This is a genomic window from Antarctobacter albus, from assembly GCF_900101505.1.
Classification (GTDB): Bacteria; Pseudomonadota; Alphaproteobacteria; order Rhodobacterales; family Rhodobacteraceae; genus Antarctobacter; species Antarctobacter albus.
In genome coordinates this window covers 265,866-281,864 of the sequence record NZ_FMZI01000004.1, presented here as the reverse complement: position 1 = coordinate 281,864, position 15,999 = coordinate 265,866, and the positions used below count along the sequence as shown (strand labels likewise).

19 protein-coding genes and 1 other RNA gene are annotated in these 15,999 nt (G+C 65.7%); 15 read left to right on the top strand and 5 right to left on the bottom strand.

Features of this window, described 5'->3' with window-relative positions; genetic code table 11:
• Positions 1-29 precede the first annotated feature (29 nt).
• The 12 genes from BLQ71_RS09120 (at position 30) to BLQ71_RS09065 (ending at position 8,717) form a co-directional block, all read left to right on the top strand.
• The gene (locus BLQ71_RS09120; protein WP_074621470.1) at positions 30-1,271 is read left to right on the top strand and encodes an MFS transporter; all 1,242 of its coding nucleotides are present in this window, start codon (positions 30-32) and stop codon (positions 1,269-1,271) included.
• Between the two features lie 57 nt (positions 1,272-1,328).
• Positions 1,329-2,000: a DNA-3-methyladenine glycosylase I gene (locus BLQ71_RS09115; protein WP_074621469.1), complete on the top strand. Its 672-nt coding sequence runs from the start codon at positions 1,329-1,331 to the stop codon at positions 1,998-2,000.
• A gap of 97 nt (positions 2,001-2,097) precedes the next feature.
• On the top strand, positions 2,098-2,838 hold the full coding sequence (locus BLQ71_RS09110) for an alpha/beta hydrolase (RefSeq protein ID WP_043144122.1): 741 nt from the start codon (positions 2,098-2,100) through the stop codon (positions 2,836-2,838).
• Entirely contained in the window at positions 2,835-3,800 is a 966-nt protein-coding gene (locus BLQ71_RS09105; protein WP_157923310.1) for an alpha/beta hydrolase, read from the top strand. Before BLQ71_RS09110 ends, BLQ71_RS09105 begins: the two co-directional genes overlap by 4 nt.
• A gap of 25 nt (positions 3,801-3,825) precedes the next feature.
• Positions 3,826-4,260, top strand: a complete 435-nt coding sequence (locus BLQ71_RS09100) for a VOC family protein (RefSeq protein ID WP_074621468.1) — start codon at positions 3,826-3,828, stop codon at positions 4,258-4,260.
• 30 nt (positions 4,261-4,290) lie between these two features.
• Entirely contained in the window at positions 4,291-4,902 is a 612-nt protein-coding gene (locus BLQ71_RS09095; protein WP_074621467.1) for a hypothetical protein, read from the top strand.
• A 120-nt stretch (positions 4,903-5,022) separates the two neighbouring features.
• Complete coding sequence (locus BLQ71_RS09090) at positions 5,023-5,985, top strand: ester cyclase (RefSeq protein ID WP_043144129.1); 963 nt, start codon at positions 5,023-5,025, stop codon at positions 5,983-5,985.
• A gap of 60 nt (positions 5,986-6,045) precedes the next feature.
• Positions 6,046-6,579, top strand: coding sequence for a class I SAM-dependent methyltransferase (locus BLQ71_RS09085; protein ID WP_074621466.1), 534 nt, complete (start codon positions 6,046-6,048; stop codon positions 6,577-6,579).
• 73 nt (positions 6,580-6,652) lie between these two features.
• Positions 6,653-7,363 carry an alpha/beta fold hydrolase gene (locus BLQ71_RS09080; protein WP_074621465.1) on the top strand — a complete coding sequence of 237 codons (711 nt, stop codon included), beginning with the start codon at positions 6,653-6,655 and terminating at the stop codon, positions 7,361-7,363.
• Between the two features lie 47 nt (positions 7,364-7,410).
• An RNA gene (rnpB, locus tag BLQ71_RS09075) (RNase P RNA component class A) lies at positions 7,411-7,836 on the top strand.
• Positions 7,837-7,943: 107 nt separating this feature from the next.
• On the top strand, positions 7,944-8,111 hold the full coding sequence (gene rpmG, locus BLQ71_RS09070) for a 50S ribosomal protein L33 (RefSeq protein ID WP_043144134.1): 168 nt from the start codon (positions 7,944-7,946) through the stop codon (positions 8,109-8,111).
• A 93-nt stretch (positions 8,112-8,204) separates the two neighbouring features.
• Positions 8,205-8,717: a GNAT family N-acetyltransferase gene (locus tag BLQ71_RS09065; protein WP_074621464.1), complete on the top strand. Its 513-nt coding sequence runs from the start codon at positions 8,205-8,207 to the stop codon at positions 8,715-8,717.
• On the opposite strand, the gene BLQ71_RS09060 is transcribed toward BLQ71_RS09065, so the two are convergent.
• From BLQ71_RS09060 to BLQ71_RS09050, 3 genes are all read right to left on the bottom strand, one after another.
• Positions 8,714-9,175, bottom strand: coding sequence for a cupin domain-containing protein (locus tag BLQ71_RS09060; RefSeq protein ID WP_069210091.1), 462 nt, complete (start codon positions 9,173-9,175; stop codon positions 8,714-8,716). The genes BLQ71_RS09065 and BLQ71_RS09060 overlap by 4 nt on opposite strands.
• A gap of 99 nt (positions 9,176-9,274) precedes the next feature.
• A complete protein-coding gene (locus BLQ71_RS09055; RefSeq protein ID WP_043144139.1) occupies positions 9,275-10,060 on the bottom strand; it encodes a Bax inhibitor-1/YccA family protein in 786 nt (261 codons plus the stop codon).
• Positions 10,061-10,188: 128 nt separating this feature from the next.
• The gene (locus BLQ71_RS09050) at positions 10,189-10,389 is read right to left on the bottom strand and encodes a hypothetical protein (protein ID WP_074621463.1); all 201 of its coding nucleotides are present in this window, start codon (positions 10,387-10,389) and stop codon (positions 10,189-10,191) included.
• 122 nt (positions 10,390-10,511) lie between these two features.
• On the opposite strand from BLQ71_RS09050, the gene BLQ71_RS09045 reads away from it, so the two are divergent.
• The gene (locus tag BLQ71_RS09045) at positions 10,512-11,357 is read left to right on the top strand and encodes a LysR family transcriptional regulator (protein ID WP_043144142.1); all 846 of its coding nucleotides are present in this window, start codon (positions 10,512-10,514) and stop codon (positions 11,355-11,357) included.
• A gap of 3 nt (positions 11,358-11,360) precedes the next feature.
• Here the strand turns inward: BLQ71_RS09045 and BLQ71_RS09040 are convergent, their stop codons facing one another.
• Both BLQ71_RS09040 and BLQ71_RS09035 read right to left on the bottom strand, forming a co-directional pair.
• On the bottom strand, positions 11,361-11,759 hold the full coding sequence (locus tag BLQ71_RS09040) for a hypothetical protein (protein ID WP_043144144.1): 399 nt from the start codon (positions 11,757-11,759) through the stop codon (positions 11,361-11,363).
• Positions 11,760-11,814: 55 nt separating this feature from the next.
• Entirely contained in the window at positions 11,815-12,834 is a 1,020-nt protein-coding gene (locus BLQ71_RS09035; protein ID WP_074621462.1) for an alkane 1-monooxygenase, read from the bottom strand.
• Positions 12,835-12,998: 164 nt separating this feature from the next.
• On the opposite strand from BLQ71_RS09035, the gene BLQ71_RS09030 reads away from it, so the two are divergent.
• Together BLQ71_RS09030 and ftsY are read left to right on the top strand one after the other, a co-directional pair.
• Positions 12,999-14,684, top strand: coding sequence for an NAD(P)H-dependent oxidoreductase subunit E (locus tag BLQ71_RS09030; protein WP_074621546.1), 1,686 nt, complete (start codon positions 12,999-13,001; stop codon positions 14,682-14,684).
• Between the two features lie 191 nt (positions 14,685-14,875).
• Positions 14,876-15,994: a signal recognition particle-docking protein FtsY gene (gene ftsY, locus BLQ71_RS09025; protein WP_074621461.1), complete on the top strand. Its 1,119-nt coding sequence runs from the start codon at positions 14,876-14,878 to the stop codon at positions 15,992-15,994.
• Positions 15,995-15,999 lie beyond the last annotated feature (5 nt).

Below are 15,999 nucleotides of genomic sequence, written 5' to 3'. Positions count from 1 at the left end.
TCAGTGAAGTCAAGCGGGAAGAGGGCGGGATGAGCAATAGCACCACAGAAGTCTACGAAGGATTGACGGGGGCCGAAGAGGTCAAGGCGCGCGAGGCCCGTAACGGGCTGCGGCACGCCACCAGCCTGATCATGACCAAGATCGCCGACGGGTTGATCGACCCCAAGCTGGTGCTCAGCTGGCTGGGTGGCGCCCTTGGTGTGCCTGCCGGTATCGTCGGATTGTTCGTACCGATCCGCGAGGCGGGTGCGCTCTTGCCGCAGATCGTGCTGGCGGGGCGGGTGCAGGCGATGCGGCACCGGAAATGGGCCTGGGTTGCCGGGTCGGCAGGACAAGGGATCTGTGCCGCGCTGATCGTGTTGGCGGCGGTGTTGCTGTCCGGCTGGGTGGCGGGTGTTGCGATGGCGCTGGCATTGGGCGGTCTGGCGGTCAGCCGATCGCTGTGTTCCGTCAGCTTCAAGGACATCCTGGGCAAGACGGTGGGCAAGACCCGGCGTGGTGCGGTGACGGGGATTGCAGGGTCGGTCTCGGCGCTGGCGGTGCTTGGGTTCGCGCTGATCCTGATGGTGGGGCCGGGGCAGGCGCTTTGGCCGGTGATGGCGGCGATCGGCATGGCCTCGGCGCTCTGGCTGCTGGGCGCGCTCCTGTTCTCGACACTGGAGGAAAACGCCTCGGAGCCGGAAAAGGGCGCGGGGCTGAACCTGTCGCCGCTGCGTGAGGACGCGCGGCTGCGCCGCTTCGTGGCCGCCCGTGGCGCGCTGACCGTGACCGCGCTGGCGCCGCCCTATTTCGTCCTGCTGGGCGGAGGGCAAAGCGCCCTGCAGGCGTTGGGGGCGCTGGTTCTGGCCTCGTCTGCGGCCTCTTTCCTGTCGTCCTATGTCTGGGGGCGTTTGGCGGATCGGTCGTCGCGGCTGGTGCTGGCGGCCTCGGGCGTGCTGGCGGCGTTGTTCATGGCACTGGCGGTGCTGGCCGACCTTGCCGGCTGGGCGGGCGCGCCCTGGGTCATCCCTGCGCTGCTGTTCGGCCTGATGCTGGCCTATCACGGGGTGCGTCAGGGGCGGTCCGTCTACCTGGTCGATTTCGCGCCGGGGGAACAGCGCTCGACCTATGCCGCGCTGGCGAACACCTCCATCGGCCTGTTGCTTCTGGTGGTGGGCGTGCTGGGCGGTGCGCTGGCGGCGCTCGGGCCGCAGGTGGCGCTGGCGGGGTTCGCGCTGCTCAGCCTGCTGGGGGCCGCGCTGTCGCTGGGCCTCGACGAGGTCGAGCGATAGGCGCTTGCCTGTCCTTGCCGCGCGGCGCAGTCTGACCCCAGCAGGGGGAGGGGCGTCATGCGGACATACGAAGAGATTCTCGATTTCGCGGCGGATCGCAAGGGCGGGCGCGCGGCTGTTCTGGCCGACATCCCGCCGGTTCTGGATGCGGATGCGCTGGCGGCCATTCCCGATGACCGCTGGCTTGCCCAGATGGCGCGTGGCATCTTTCAGGCCGGGATCAGCTGGCAGGTCGTGGAAAACAAATGGCCTGGCATCGAGGAGGCGTTCCACGGTTTCGACGTGGGCCGCGCCGCGATGATGTCCGAGGACTGGTTCGATGAATTGCTGGCCGATCCGCGTATCGTGCGCAGCCCGCCCAAGGTGCAGGCGATCCAGCAGAATGCCGTATTCATTCAGGAGGTGTCCGCCGAGGCGGGGTCGTTCGGGCGCAAGGTGGGCGACTGGCCGGCCGAGGATTTCGCCGGGCTGCTGGACTGGATGAAAACGAACGGCGCCCGGCTGGGCGGGGCCACCGGCGCCTATACGCTGCGGTTCCTTGGCAAGGAAAGCTTTATCCTGTCGCCGTCGGTCGTCGCCCGGCTGGTGGCAGAGGGTGTGGTGGACAAGGCGCCCACGTCGAAAAAGGCGATGCAGGCGGTGCAGGCGGCCTTCAACACCTGGAAGGACCAGAGCGGCGAAAACCTGACGGTCATCAGCCGCGTCCTGGCGCAAAGCGTCGACGCCTGAGGGCAGGGGGGCCGCCTTGCCCCAAAGGAAACCGGAAAGCCGTTTTCGATCCCGAAACGCTGACGCTATGGTTCGGGGCGAAGAGAAAGGGGGCTGAATGACGGTCGTATCCCATGTCGAAGGTCCGCGCGGCGACAGGCTGGTCTATGCAAAGACCTCGGGCCGGGGACCCTGCGTGGTCTTCCTGTCCGGCTATCGCTCGGACATGGAAGGCACCAAGGCGGTGCATCTCGAAGGCTGGGCCAAGTCGGAGGGGCGGGCCTTCCTGCGTTTGGATTATGCCGGGCACGGTCAATCCGGCGGGGTCTTTGAAGAGGGGTGTATCGGCGACTGGGCCGCGGATGCCGAGGCGGTCATCACCCATGCGGTTGAGGGGCCGGTGGTGCTGGTCGGCTCTTCGATGGGCGGCTGGATCGCGTCGATCCTGTCCAGGCGCCTGCCGCAGATCACCGGGTTCGTCGGCATTGCCGCCGCTCCGGATTTCACCGAGGACGGCTTTTGGGCCGGGTTTTCCGAACAGGCGCGGCGCCAGGTCATGCAAGAAGGCAAGATCCTGATGCCCTCCGCCTACGAGGACCCCTATGTCGTGACCCGCAAGCTGATCGAGGACGGGCGGCGAAACCTGGTCCTGCGCTCTCCGCTGCCGATGGACTGGCCGGTGCGTCTGTTGCAGGGCACTCTGGACGAGGCGGTCAGCCGCGAAACCGCGCTGCGTCTGCTGGACCATATCGAGGGGCCGGACGTGCGTCTGACGCTGGTCAAGGGCGCCGATCACCGCTTTTCTACGCCGGCCTGCCTGACCCAGATCGAACGGGCCATCCGCGAGGTCCTGGGGTGAGTGCGCTGCTCTGGGGGCTGGGTGCGCTGGCCGCGGCGGGTGGCGCCTATGGCGCCTTTGCCACCCGCGAACCCGTGGTGACGGACGTCCGATTTGACGCGAAGCAGCTGGACGGCGGCATCGATGACTGGCTGGCGGAGAGCGAGGCCAAGGTGCCCAACCTGCGCCCCGGCGCGCAGAAACAGGTGATCTGGGCTGGCGCGCCCGAGGTGCAGACGGATTGGGCACTGGTCTATGTGCACGGGTTTTCCGCCGCCCCGCAGGAGATCCGGCCGGTGCCGGACATGGTCGCGCAGGGGCTGGGGGCAAACCTTGTCTTCACCCGGCTCAAGGGCCACGGCCGCGACGGCCCCGCGATGGCAGAGGCCACGGTCGAGGGCTGGATGGAGGACATGGCCGAGGCGCTGGCCATCGGGCATCGTATCGGGCGCCGCGTGTTGCTGATGGGCTGTTCCACCGGCGCCACGCTTGCCACCTTGGCCCTGCACGAGTCGATGGGCGCGAAGGTCACGGGTGTGATCCTCGTCTCTCCCAACTACAAACTGGCCGATCCCAAGAGCGCGCTGATCACATGGCCGGGCGCGCGCTGGTGGGTGCCCTTGCTGGCCGGGCGCGAGATCGGCTTTGAGCCGCGCGGAGAGATGCACGGGCAATACTGGACCTCGCGCTATCCCAGTCTGGCCGTTCTGCCGATGGGGGCCGCGGTGCGCGAGGTGCATCGGCGACGGCACCAGGACCTGTCCGTGCCCGCCCTTTTTGTCTTCGACCCCGGCGACCGGATCGTCGATCACGGTGTAACTCGCCAAGTCGCCGCGCGCTGGGGCGCGCGGGCCGATCTGCACGAACTGGACCTTGGGCCGCAGGATGATCCGTCGCGTCACCTCGTGGCCGGGGATGTCCTGTCGCCGCGCATGTCAGAGCCGGTGGCCGGGGCCATGCTCGACTGGGCGCGCAGGCTATAGCATGACGCCGAACAAGGAGAGAATGATGGACCAGAGGGTCAGTCTTATCACGCTGGGATGCCGGGACATGGCGCGCGCCAGCGCCTTTTACGAGGCGCTGGGTTGGAAACGGGTCGAGACGCCCGAGGGGATCGTGGTCTTTGACCTGATCGGGCAGGCGCTGGGCCTTTATCCGCTGGAAGACCTGGCCCGCGACATGGGGCGCGCGCCGGAGGACCTGGGCACCGGGGCGGCGACCCTGGCCTGCAATGTCCGTGACAAGGCAGAGGTGGCCAAGGTGCAGGCGGCGGCCGAAGCAGCGGGCGCCACGATCCTGAAACAGGCGCATGACGTCTTTTGGGGGGGGCACATCGGCTATTTCGCCGACCCCGATGGCCACGTCTGGGAGGTGGCGCACAACCCGTTTTCCAGGCTGGGGCCGAACGGGGAGTTCCGCTGGGAAGGCTACGGCGATGGTTGACCGGGCAGCGCGATGAGGCGCCCGCGCTCCATGTGGTCCCTGGAAACCCTGGGGCGCGAACGCCTGTCACGGCATTTCTGGATGCGCGAGTTCCTTTGTTCGGAAATCGGCAACTTTCACGAGATCAGCAACATCCCGGACAATCCCGACCTGGCGCTGGAACGTGGGCGGACCTTTGCCGCGACCCTGCTGGACCCGCTGGAGGAAACCTTTGGCCGGGTCTTTGTCCGGTCGGGCTATCGCTCGGCCCGGTTGAATGCCTTTGGCAACGCGCACCGGCTGAACTGCGCGCGCAACGACTATCCGCTGGAATGCCATATCTGGGATCTGCCCGACCGGCCCGTCGCCGGCGCCTCGATCGTGATCCCGTGGTTTGCGGACCGCCATGCGCAGGGCCGCGACTGGCGCGACCTGGCCTGGTGGCTGCACGACCACCTCGACTACTCGGAAATCTGGTTCTTTCCCAAACTTTGCGCCTTCAACATCGCCTGGCGGCCAAGGCCCTTGCGCCGGATCGACAGTTACATCGCGCCCAGGGGCTGCCTGCTGAAACCCGGGGCATCACCCGTCGAACCGCCTGATGTTCGGACAGCGCGCTACCGGGATTTCCCGCCGTTCCGCGGCATTGCCTTTCCGGGGTGAGCCGTGCTGGACAGGACCGTGGACCGGGGCTAGCGTGCGGAAAACACAACCAAAGAGAGATGCGATGGCGCCCGCGCCGCAGAGATCCGTTCAGATGTCCCGCCCTGGGGACCGCAGCTGATGCATGGCCTTGATCCACAAAACCGCGATTTCGCGGATTTCCTGCTGACCGCGACCCGCGAGATCTGGGAGGGGCGGGGCCTGACCGCCCGCGCGCAGGCCTATTATCATCCCGACGTGATCCTGCGCGGCGCCGAAGGCGTGCAGTTCGGCGCCCGTGCCGTGGCCGAGGACGCGATGGCCACGCTGGTCAGCCTGCCGGACCGGCGCCTGCTGGGCGAGGACGTGATCTGGTCGGGGCATGACCGGGTGGGCATGCTGGGGTCTCAACGCATCCTGACCCTCGCAACCCATAGCGGGGACGGCCCCCTTGGCCCCGCGACGGGGCGCACTCTGAAGTACCGCGAAATCGTGGACAGCTATGCCAAGCGTGACCAGATCAGCGATGTCTGGCGGGTGATCGACAGCGGCGCGCTGCTGCGCCAGCTGGACCGCACGGCAGAGGAATGGGCGCGGGCACGGCTGCCGCATCTGGACCCCGATACGCAGCCCTTCACGCCCCGCGTCGACGTCACCGGCCCCTATACCGGCCAGGGCAATGCCGACCAGTGGGGAGAGGGCTTTGCCAACGTGTTGATCCGGGTGATGGAGGGCGACCTCTCGATCATCCCCGACCAGTACGACCGGGCCTGCCACCTGCATTATCCCTGCGGGGTCGAGGCGCATGGGCCGGAGGCGGCGGATCGCTTCTGGCTGGGGCTCCGGGCGGCGCTGCCCTCGGCCCGGTTCGAAGTCCATCACCGGATCGGCATGGAAGAACCGCTGATGCCGCCGCGCGCCGCGCTGCGCTGGTCGCTCAAGGGCCGGCACGAAGGCTGGGGGGCCTTCGGGGCACCAACAGGCGCGGACATCTATGTCATGGGCATGAGCCACGCGGAATTCGGCCCCGGCGGGCTGCGCCGGGAGTGGACCTTGTACGACGAGGCGGCGGTCTGGACGCAGATCGTGGCCCAGACCGGGTGAGCCTGCGCGAGGACCTACGAACGGCAGGCGGCGCGCTATGATGCCGAGCGTGGACAGACTCTGTTCGAACGCGCCTGGCTGGACCGCGCGCTGGCGGACGTGCCTGCGGGTGGGGCCGTTCTGGACCTGGGCTGCGGGGCAGGCAGGCCGATCGGGGTCTTCCTGGCGGGGCAGGGGTTTGCCGTGACGGGTGTCGATTTCTCATCGGCCATGCTGGCGCTGTTTTCGCAAAACGTCCCCGGTGCGCGGGCCTTGCTGGCGGACATGCGCACGCTGGACCTGGGCCGGACCTTCGACGCGATCATCGGCTGGGGCAGTTTCTTTCACCTGACGGAGGCGGAGCAGCGCGCCGCCTTGCCGCGTATCGTGGCGCACCTGGCGCCGGGCGGGCGGCTGTTGCTGACGGTCGGGCCGGAGGCCGGAGAGGCCTGGGGCAAAGTCGGGGGGGAACCTGTCTACCATGCCTCGCTGTCTCCGGAGGACTACGCGGAGGTTCTGGCAGAGGCAGGCGCTCCGGTCGAGGATTTCGTGCCCGAGGACCCGGCCTGCAACGGGCATTCGCTGTTGCTTGCACGGCGCCCGGGCGGGGCCTAGGGTGCCGCCGCACGGGCAGGGGTGAAACCATACAGATGCAGGACATGCAGCACAGTTCAGGCACCGCAGGATCATGACGGAGCCGGTGGTCTTTCTGCCCGGGATGATGTGCGACGCGCGGCTTTTCGGGCCGCAGATCACGGATCTGTCCCGCGATCACGCGGTGATGACGGTGCCGATCACGCAGGGCGAGAGGATCGAGGAGATCGCCTCGTCCGTGCTGGACGTGGCGCCGATGCGCTTTGCCCTGGCCGGGCTCAGCATGGGCGGCATGGTGGCGATGGAGCTTTACCGCCGCGCCCCCGACCGGGTGACACGGCTTGCGCTGATGGACACCAGCCCGCTGCCCGAGCCTCCCCAGATGGCGGCGCTGCGCGATCCGCAGATCATCAGGGCGCGATCCGGCAAGCTGCGAGAGGTCGTTTCGAGTGACCTTCTCCCGCAATACCTGGCACATGGCCCCCACAGTGCCGAGATCGGCGCACTGGTCATGGACATGGCACTGGGCCTTGGGGTGGAGGTCTTCGCCCGCCAGTCCCGCGCAATGCAGCGTCGGCGCGATCAGCAGGGCACGTTGCGGCGTATCAACGTGCCGACGCTGGTTCTCTGCGGGGCAGAGGATTCGATCTGCCCGATCAAGCGCCACACCTTCATGGCCGAGATGATCCCCAAGGCCGAGCTGCGCGTGATCGAGGAGGCGGCCCACATGCCGACCCTGGAACAGCCCGAAGAGGTCACGCAGGCGCTGCGCGACTGGCTGGCGAAACCGCTGCTCTTGCGCTGAGTTTGCGGGATTGACCGGCGCGGGCGGCGTCCCTATGTGGGGCGTGCGCGGAAGGCCGGACGGCCGCTTGCCATTGGCGAGAGGAAAGTCCGGACTCACCGAAGCACCGGTGCCGGGTAACGCCCGGGCAGGGCAACCTGACGGAAAGCGCCACAGAAATGAAACCGCCGTCGCACCGGAGGTGCGCACTGGAAGTCCGCTTCTGGTGAAACCGAAGGAGACTGTGGCGGTAAGGGTGAAACGGTGGGGTAAGAGCCCACCGGGGGGCTGGCAACAGCGCCCGCATGGCAAGCCCCACCGGGAGCAATGCCGAATAGGGATCGTGCGCGCCCTCGGGCGCAGGGCCGCTTCGGCCCCGGCGATCCGGGTTGGCAGCTAGAGCCGCGTGGCAACGCGCGGTCCAGAGGAATGGTCGTCTGAGGGCGGGGAAACCCGCCCAAGAACAGAATCCGGCTTACAGGCCTTCCGCGCATGAGTTTTTGGCCCGATCCCGTGTTGACTCGCGGGCGATACGCGGTAAAAGGCGGGCTTCATACAGATTTCACACCGGGCGATCTTCCGGTGTTGCAGGAGACGACACATGGCGAAGCCGACCACCATCAAGATCCGCCTGAACTCCACCGCGGGCACCGGCCACTTCTACGTGACCAAGAAGAACGCTCGGACCATGACCGAGAAGATGACGATCAAGAAGTACGACCCCGTCGTGCGCAAGCACGTCGAGTACAAAGAAGGCAAGATCAAGTAAGCCATTCTGGCCGAAGGTCTTTTTTCGGGTCGCGCGGGGGATGCCCCACGCGGCCTTTTCGTCTTTGGAACATGTTCGGCAGGAGGTCGTGCCATGTCCGGCCAGACAACGCTGCGCAGCGCCCGAAAAGAGGACATCGGCGCGCTGGATCACCTGTTTCAACGCAGCTACGCGCGGCTGCTGGCGCCTGATTATCCGCCTTCGACCCTGATTACGGCGGTCCCGGTGATCGGACGGGCGCAGCCCGCGCTTGTCGCCTCTGGCCGGTTCTACGTTGTCGAGGATGATGCCGGGCGCCTGTTGGGCGCGGGCGGCTGGTCTGTCCAGGGGCCGGGTGGACGGCCTGCGACACCGGGGATCGGCCATGTGCGCCATGTCGCCACCGATCCCGATGCGACACGGCGCGGTGTCGGCCGCCAGTTGCTGGGCCATATTCTGCAAGAAGCCCGGGCCGAAGGGCTGCAGGAGATGCATTGCCAGAGCACGCTGACCGCGCGCCCCTTCTATGAAAGAATGGGGTTCCAGCCACGGCACGAGATCACGGTGCCGCTCGGGGGAGGCATAACCTTTCCGGCGGTCTTCATGACCTGCCCGCTCCGGACTTAGCCTTTCAGGGGCTCTGCCGGGGCGCCGTTCGCCTTGGTCCAGCGGCGCTCCTCGCCGTGGCTGCGTTCGATCAGCTGCACCCTGTCGTGGCCGGGGTAATGCACCCGGTCGCGGGTGGCCCGGGTGCCGATCACCAGGACACGCGCGGGCCTGTCGCCCCGGTTTTCAAGGCGATGCGCGGTCTCGACCCCGGCGGCAAAGGTGGCGACGTCGCCGGTGCCCATCTCCTGCTCGCTGTCGCCCTCGACCAGTACCACGGTGCCGTCGAGCACGTAGACCATCTCGTCCTCGGCCTCGTGCCAATGCGCAAAGGAAGAGGCGGACCCGGGCGCCAGGATTTCGACCAGTGCGCCGAACTGCGTCAGTCCTCCCGATTCGCTGAACAGCAGCGCCTCGAAACTGCCAAGCGCGCCGTCGCCCGATCGTCTCTGGACGGAGTCTTTGGTGATGATTGGCATGTTGTCCCCCACGGCCCATTGGCCCAACACGAAAAAGGGCCGGTCAGAAGACCGGCCCTTTCGCTATAGCATGTTTGGGTCGCGATGTTGCCCGGGGGCTTATTCGCGGCTGCCCAGCAGTTGCAGCAGGAACATGAACATGTTGATGAAGTCGAGGTAGAGGTTCAGCGCGCCCATGATGGCGGCCTTGCCCAGCCACTCCTTGTCGCCATGCGCAGCATGGGCGATGTAGGTGTTCTTGATGTTCTGCGTGTCATAGGCGGTCAGGCCGGCAAAGATCAGCACGCCAAGGATCGAGATCGCGAACTGGATCGCGGGCGAGCCGAGAAAGATGTTGATGATCGAGGCGACCAGAAGGCCGATCACGCCCATGATCAGGAACGATCCCCAGCCGGAGATGTCCTTCTTGGTGGTGTAACCCCAGAGCGACAGGCCGGCAAAGGCGATCGAGGTGGTCAGGAAGACCTGGATGATCGAGAAGCCGGTGAAGACCAGGAAGATCGAGCTGAGCGACAGACCCATCAGCACGGCGAACCCGTAGAACACAAGCTGTACGCCAGCGGCGGACAGGCGGTTCACGGCGGCACCGAAACCGAAGAAGATGAAGGCCAGCGGCGCGAACATGATCACCCATTTCAGCGGCGACATGTAGATCGCCTCGCCGAAGCTGGTCAGGTATTGGCCGTCGCGGATCATCGCGGTGGCGCCCGACGGATCGCTGGTGACCGCAAGCCCGGCAATGGCCCAGGCTGCCAGGAAGGTGATGAAAGTGCCCACGGACATCGTGCCGTAGACCTTGTTCATATGGGCGCGCAGCCCCTCGTCAATCTGGGCAGCGCGTGCGCCGGAGACGCCAGCTGCCCGGACTGTATCATATTCTGCCATGTAAGCCTCCGATGTTGACATAGGTCCGGGGGCCCAAGGCCCCCGCACTTCACGCTAGATATTGGAGGAACGCAGGGGATTTTCAAGAACTTCGGGTCGGAAACGGGTCAATAAGATTCCCCGATTTGTCACCATTCGCGTTCAGGCTCGATCCAATGGGCCGGTGCGTCCCAGCGCGGCGCCTCGGAGGCAGGTTTCCCCACAGCAACCGACGCTGCGGAAGGGTGGCGCAACCGCGCAAGGTGGCGGACCGGCTGGGCGGACTGCGCCGAATGGTCAGCGCGAAAGAACGGGCGGGGGAACAGGGCGGGCAGGGCGCGGATCATCATGGCATCCTTCACGAGAAATGATTGCAGGCCGGGTTGGTATCTTCTTCGTTGATGAATGTGGCGATCCGTGCTTGATATTGGAAGTGAATGTATGTGACCTCTCTCATCACAAGGGGTGATGAATGCGAAATCTCGATGTAACGACGCTGCGATCCTTCGTGGCGGTGGCCCAGGCGGGGGGCGTGACCCGTGCCGCCGGGTTCCTGAACCTGACGCAATCCGCGGTCTCGATGCAGATCAAGCGGCTGGAAGAAATGCTGAACCTGCAGTTGCTTGACCGGACGGGGCGGGGCGTGACCCTGACACCCGCGGGGGGGCAGTTGCTGGGCTACGCGGAAAAGATCGTGTCGCTGAATGACGAGGCCTATACCCGGCTGACCGACCAGAGCTGGGAAGGCGAAATTCGCCTCGGCGTGCCGGTGGACATCGTCTACCCGGTGATTCCGCTGGTCTTGCAACGCATGGCGCGCAGTTTTCCACGGGTGAAGGTGCAGCTTGTCAGCTCATTCACGCGCGTTCTGAAAGCGCAGTTCGCGCGCGGCGAGATGGACGTGATCCTGACCACGGAAACCGGGGTCGAGGCGGGCGGAGAGACCCTTTTGGACGTGCCGGTCCGCTGGGTCGGGGCGCCGCAGGGGCAGGCCTGGCGGGAACGCCCGCTGCGGATCGCAATGGCGCGCACCTGCGTCTTTCGGGACGAGGCAATGCGGCGTCTCGACGAGGCGGATATTCCCTGGGAACTGGCGGTGGATTCCGACAGCGAAACAACCATCGACGCGACCGTCAGCGCCGACCTGGCCATTGCCGCGCGGCTGGAAGGGCACCTGGCGCCCTACCTTGCCTATGTCGATTGCCACAACCTTCCTGACCTGGGGATGATGAAGGTCAATCTCTACCAGGGCAGCGGGCAGGCGGCCTATACGCGGGCGCTTTGCGAGGATATCCGGCAGAGCATGGCGTCGCTTTAGCGGTCAGACACCGACGTCCGGCCCGTGGCACAGCATCGGGTCGTCGTTCTGCTGCGCCTCGTAGAGCACCGTGCTGGAAGGGTCGTTTTCAAACACGGCCCTGAGGCCCGAACCCTCGCGGAAAAAGCTCCAGCACTGGGGATCGGGGTTGTCCTCGTAGACAAAGCAGATCTGGCCCGCTTGTTCGTACCAGAAGCCGTCCTTGCATTTCCCATCGAGGAAGGACCACTGCACCTTGCGGTCGGGCAGGTATTTCTCGACGCCGTAGGCCTCACCGTTGAGGCCGAAATAAAGCGTTTTTCCGGTGACATAACTTTCGAAATCAGTGGCCGACATCGGCTCGGCCGCCAACGCGGGCAGAGCGGTCAGGCAGGTCAGGGCAATGGCGTAGATCTGTTTCATGCGCCGGAGCCTGCCAGAATCCCCGCTCTACCGGAAGTCGGGTATTAATGAATGGTTAACCATAGGCGGGCTCCGGCTCGCGCCATTTTCGGGCGCGCCTGTCCATCAGGCGCCGCCAGAGCGGGGGCACCAGGGCGATCACCGCCATGACCGGCAGGGAGTGCGGCAGGATCGGCATCCTGTCCCGGTCCAGGTCGAGCCCCGGGTAGGGCCGGGAGGGATGCGCGTGGTGATCCGAATGGCGCGGCGCGTTCAGCATCAGCGCCGAGGAAAAACTCTGCGGTGCGTTCCAGCTGTGCTGCGGCCCGACCGGCTCGAATTTCCCGTGCGTGAGTTCGCGCCGGCGCAGGCCGTAGTGTTGGACATAGTCGCTGAGCAACAATTGCGCCTGGGCGTAGGCCGCAATCGCCAGCAGTGCCAGCACGCCACCGGCCCCACCGATGAGGGCCGCCACGAACACGGATGCCGCTGCACCCCCGACATAGCCGACATAGGGATGCCACCCGCGGGTTTGCCGCAGCCGCGATTCGGCACGCAATCCTGCCCGGAACCCGCCGATCCAGGCGCGCGGCGCAAAGGCGTAGAAACTCTCTCCGGGTCTGGCAGAGTTCGGATCGCGCGGCGTCGCGGCGTGGACATGGTGGACCCGGACATGGGCCGAGGCATGGTGCCCGAAGAGGAAGGAGGCATAGACCGCCGTTCCCAGGCGCCGCAGTATGCGGGACGAGCGGTGGATCAACTCATGCGCGTTGGAGTTTCCAACCTGACCGATAAACAGTGAAAGAGAAAGGAATATCAAAATCTTGTCGGTCGTTGTTGCGGTGGAATGCACCAAGGTCCAGACGCCGCCGTAGAGCAGAGGAAAATGCGCAATTGCCAGCAGCGTTGATAGCCCGTCCCCGGCGGGAAATTCCTGTTCCGGATGGTCGGGGGCGGCCAGTGCCGATAGTCTGTCCATCGCGTAGGTAAAGACGGTGATGTAGACCAGCGCCAGCGCCGGAAAAGGGCCATCCACCACCAGCGCAAGCGCCAGCAGAACGACCATGCCCAGGGTTGCCAGTGTGAAACGCAGCATCACCGCTCCAATACGATCCGGAATTTAACATATCGGAACTTTCCGTTCCCCTTGCGACGAAATCGAGGGGTTTTCTGGGCGTTCGCCTGCCCAATTCGGTCGTTTTTCACCCCTTGCCCGGAAGCTTTCGGCGTTAGGGTCTGGCGGAACGAATGGAGGCACGCATGGCACTCGACGAACGCAAGGGCGTCTGGAAATCGGGTAAGGGCAAGGGGCGTCACACGCCGAAGGGCCGCCAGGTCGACGATACGGCCCAGGCCGAGGTGAAGGCGCTACTGGGCGACCGCTCGCGCAACCGTGACCTGCTGATCGAATTCCTGCACCTGATCCAGGATGAATTCGGCCATCTCTCGGCCGCGCATCTGCGCGCCCTGGCCGAGGAAATGCGCCTCAGCATGGCCGAGGTCTACGAAGTGGCCAGCTTCTACGCCCATTTCGACATCGTGAAAGAAGGCGAGACGCCGCCGCCCGCGCTGACCATCCGGGTCTGCGATTCGCTGTCCTGTGAACTGGCCGGGGCCGAGCAACTGCGCGCCGCGCTGGAAGAGGGCATGGATCCGACGCAGGTCCGCGTCTTGCGCGCGCCCTGCATGGGCCGCTGTGACACGGCGCCGGTGCTGGAGCTGGGGCACAACCACATCGACCACGCCGACGTGGCCAAGGTGCATGCCGCGATCGAAGCAGGCGATACACACGCACATGTCCCGGAATATCAAGGGTTTGCGACCTATTCCTCAGATGGCGGCTATGCCCGTCTCAAGGATCTGCGCGAGGGCGGAAACTGGGAAGAGGTGCAGGAAACGGTCCTCTCTTCCGGTCTGCGTGGCCTTGGCGGAGCGGGTTTCCCGTCGGGCCGAAAGTGGGGCTTCGTCCGTGGCAATCCCGGACCGCGCTACCTGGCCGTGAATGGCGACGAGGGCGAGCCGGGCACCTTCAAGGACCGCTTTTACCTCGAGCGGGAACCTCATGTTTTCCTTGAGGGAATGCTGATCGCTGCCTGGGCCGTGGAGGCGGACCGCTGCTTTATCTACATGCGCGACGAATATCCCGCCGTGCTGGAAATCCTGCGCCGCGAGATCGCCGCGCTGGAAGCGGAGGGGATCGTCGAACCCGGGTATATCGACCTGCGCCGTGGTGCAGGCGCCTATATCTGCGGCGAAGAGAGCGCGATGATCGAGTCGATCGAGGGCAAGCGCGGTCTGCCGCGCCACCGTCCGCCCTATGTCGCGCAGGTCGGGATCTTCAATCAACCCACGCTGGTCCACAACGTCGAGACGCTCTACTGGGTTGCGAAGATCTGCCGGGAAGGTCCTGAAATCCTTTCGGGAATCGAAAAAAACGGCCGCAAGGGCCTGCGGTCCTACTCGGTCTCTGGCCGGGTGGCCAAACCGGGCGTCTACCTCCTGCCCGCCGGATCGACCATCCTCGACGTGATCGAGGCCGCCGGTGGCATGGCCGAGGGGCATGTCCTCAAGGCCTATCAACCGGGCGGGCCGTCTTCGGGCCTGTTGCCGGCTTCGATGAGCGATGTGCCGCTGGATTTTGACACCTTGCAACCGCATGGATCCTTCATCGGGTCCGCCGCCGTTGTCGTGCTGTCGGATCAGGACCGCGCGCGGGATGCCGCGCTGAACATGCTGCGGTTCTTCGAGGATGAAAGCTGTGGCCAGTGCACGCCGTGCCGGGTCGGCTGCGAGAAGGCGGTCAAGCTGATGAGCGCGGACAGCTGGAACACCGACCTGCTCGAGGAATTGTGCCAGGCGATGGGCGATGCGTCGATCTGTGGCCTGGGACAGGCGGCGCCGAACCCGATCCGGCTGACGATCAAGCATTTCCCGGAAGAGATCTGAATTCCCGAAAAAAGTCGGGAAGGTGATAGCTGAAACCGTCCACAGGCACCTGTGGACGGTTTTTTGTTGGCTTGGGATAAGTGCTAAGGGGGCTGTGGCCGGGGTTCCGGGCTGGTGCCGTGGTGAAAGCCACCTTTCATTGCGCGCGCAAGCGTATTAGGTGAAGACAACTCAAGCATCAGGCGCGGCCCATGTCCTTTTTCGGCAAGCTCAAGAACAAGTTGTTCAAATCCTCCTCCAAGCTGGACGAGGGGTTGGACGCGATTGTCCAGGAGGGCGGTGAGGAAGACGTCGCCGAGACACCCGAGCCAAAGGCCGAGGCGGCAGAGCCTCGACCCCAGGCCCCGGCGCCGAAACCCATCCCGGTCGAACCGGTGCCGGTGCCTGAACCAGAGACCCCGGCCGAGGCGAAACCCTCTGGCGGCCTGCTGGGTCGGATCATGGGGAGGTCGCCGGGTGAGGGTGCGGTGGCACGCCGGGTGCTGGACGACGAGATGTTGGAACAGCTCGAAGAGTTGCTGATCGCCTCGGACATGGGGGTGGACACGGCGCTGCGCGTGACCTCGAACATCGCCGAGGGGCGGTTCGGCAAGCGTCTGTCCTCGCTGGAGATCAAGCAGGCGCTGGCGTCCGAGATCGCCCGGGTGATGGAGCCGGTGGCGCGTCCGCTGCCGCTCTATCCGAAAAAGCCGCAGGTGGTGCTGGTTGTCGGCGTCAACGGGTCGGGCAAGACCACGACCATCGGCAAGCTCGCCAGCCAGTTCAAGGCCGCGGGCAAGCAGGTGGTGATCGCGGCGGGCGATACCTTTCGCGCCGCCGCCGTCGAGCAACTGCAGGTCTGGGGCGAACGGGCCAATGTGCCGGTGCTGACCGCGCCCGAGGGCAGCGACCCGGCCAGCCTGGCCTTTGACGCCATGACCAAGGCGCAGGCGGACGGTGCGGACCTATTGATGATCGACACCGCGGGCCGGCTGCAGAACCGCCAGGACCTGATGGAGGAATTGGCCAAGATCGTCCGGGTGATCCGCAAGAAGGACCCGGATGCGCCGCACAACACGCTGCTGGTGCTGGATGCGACGACCGGCCAGAACGCGCTCAGCCAGGTCGAGACCTTCCGCAAGCTGGCCGATGTTTCGGGCCTGGTGATGACCAAGCTGGACGGCACAGCCAAGGGCGGGGTGCTGGTGGCGCTTGCGGACAAGTTCGGCCTGCCGATCCATGCCATCGGCGTGGGCGAGCAGATCGAAGACCTGGCCCCCTTCGACCCCGAAGAATTCGCCGCGGCGCTGACCGGCCTCGACACGGAATGAGCGGC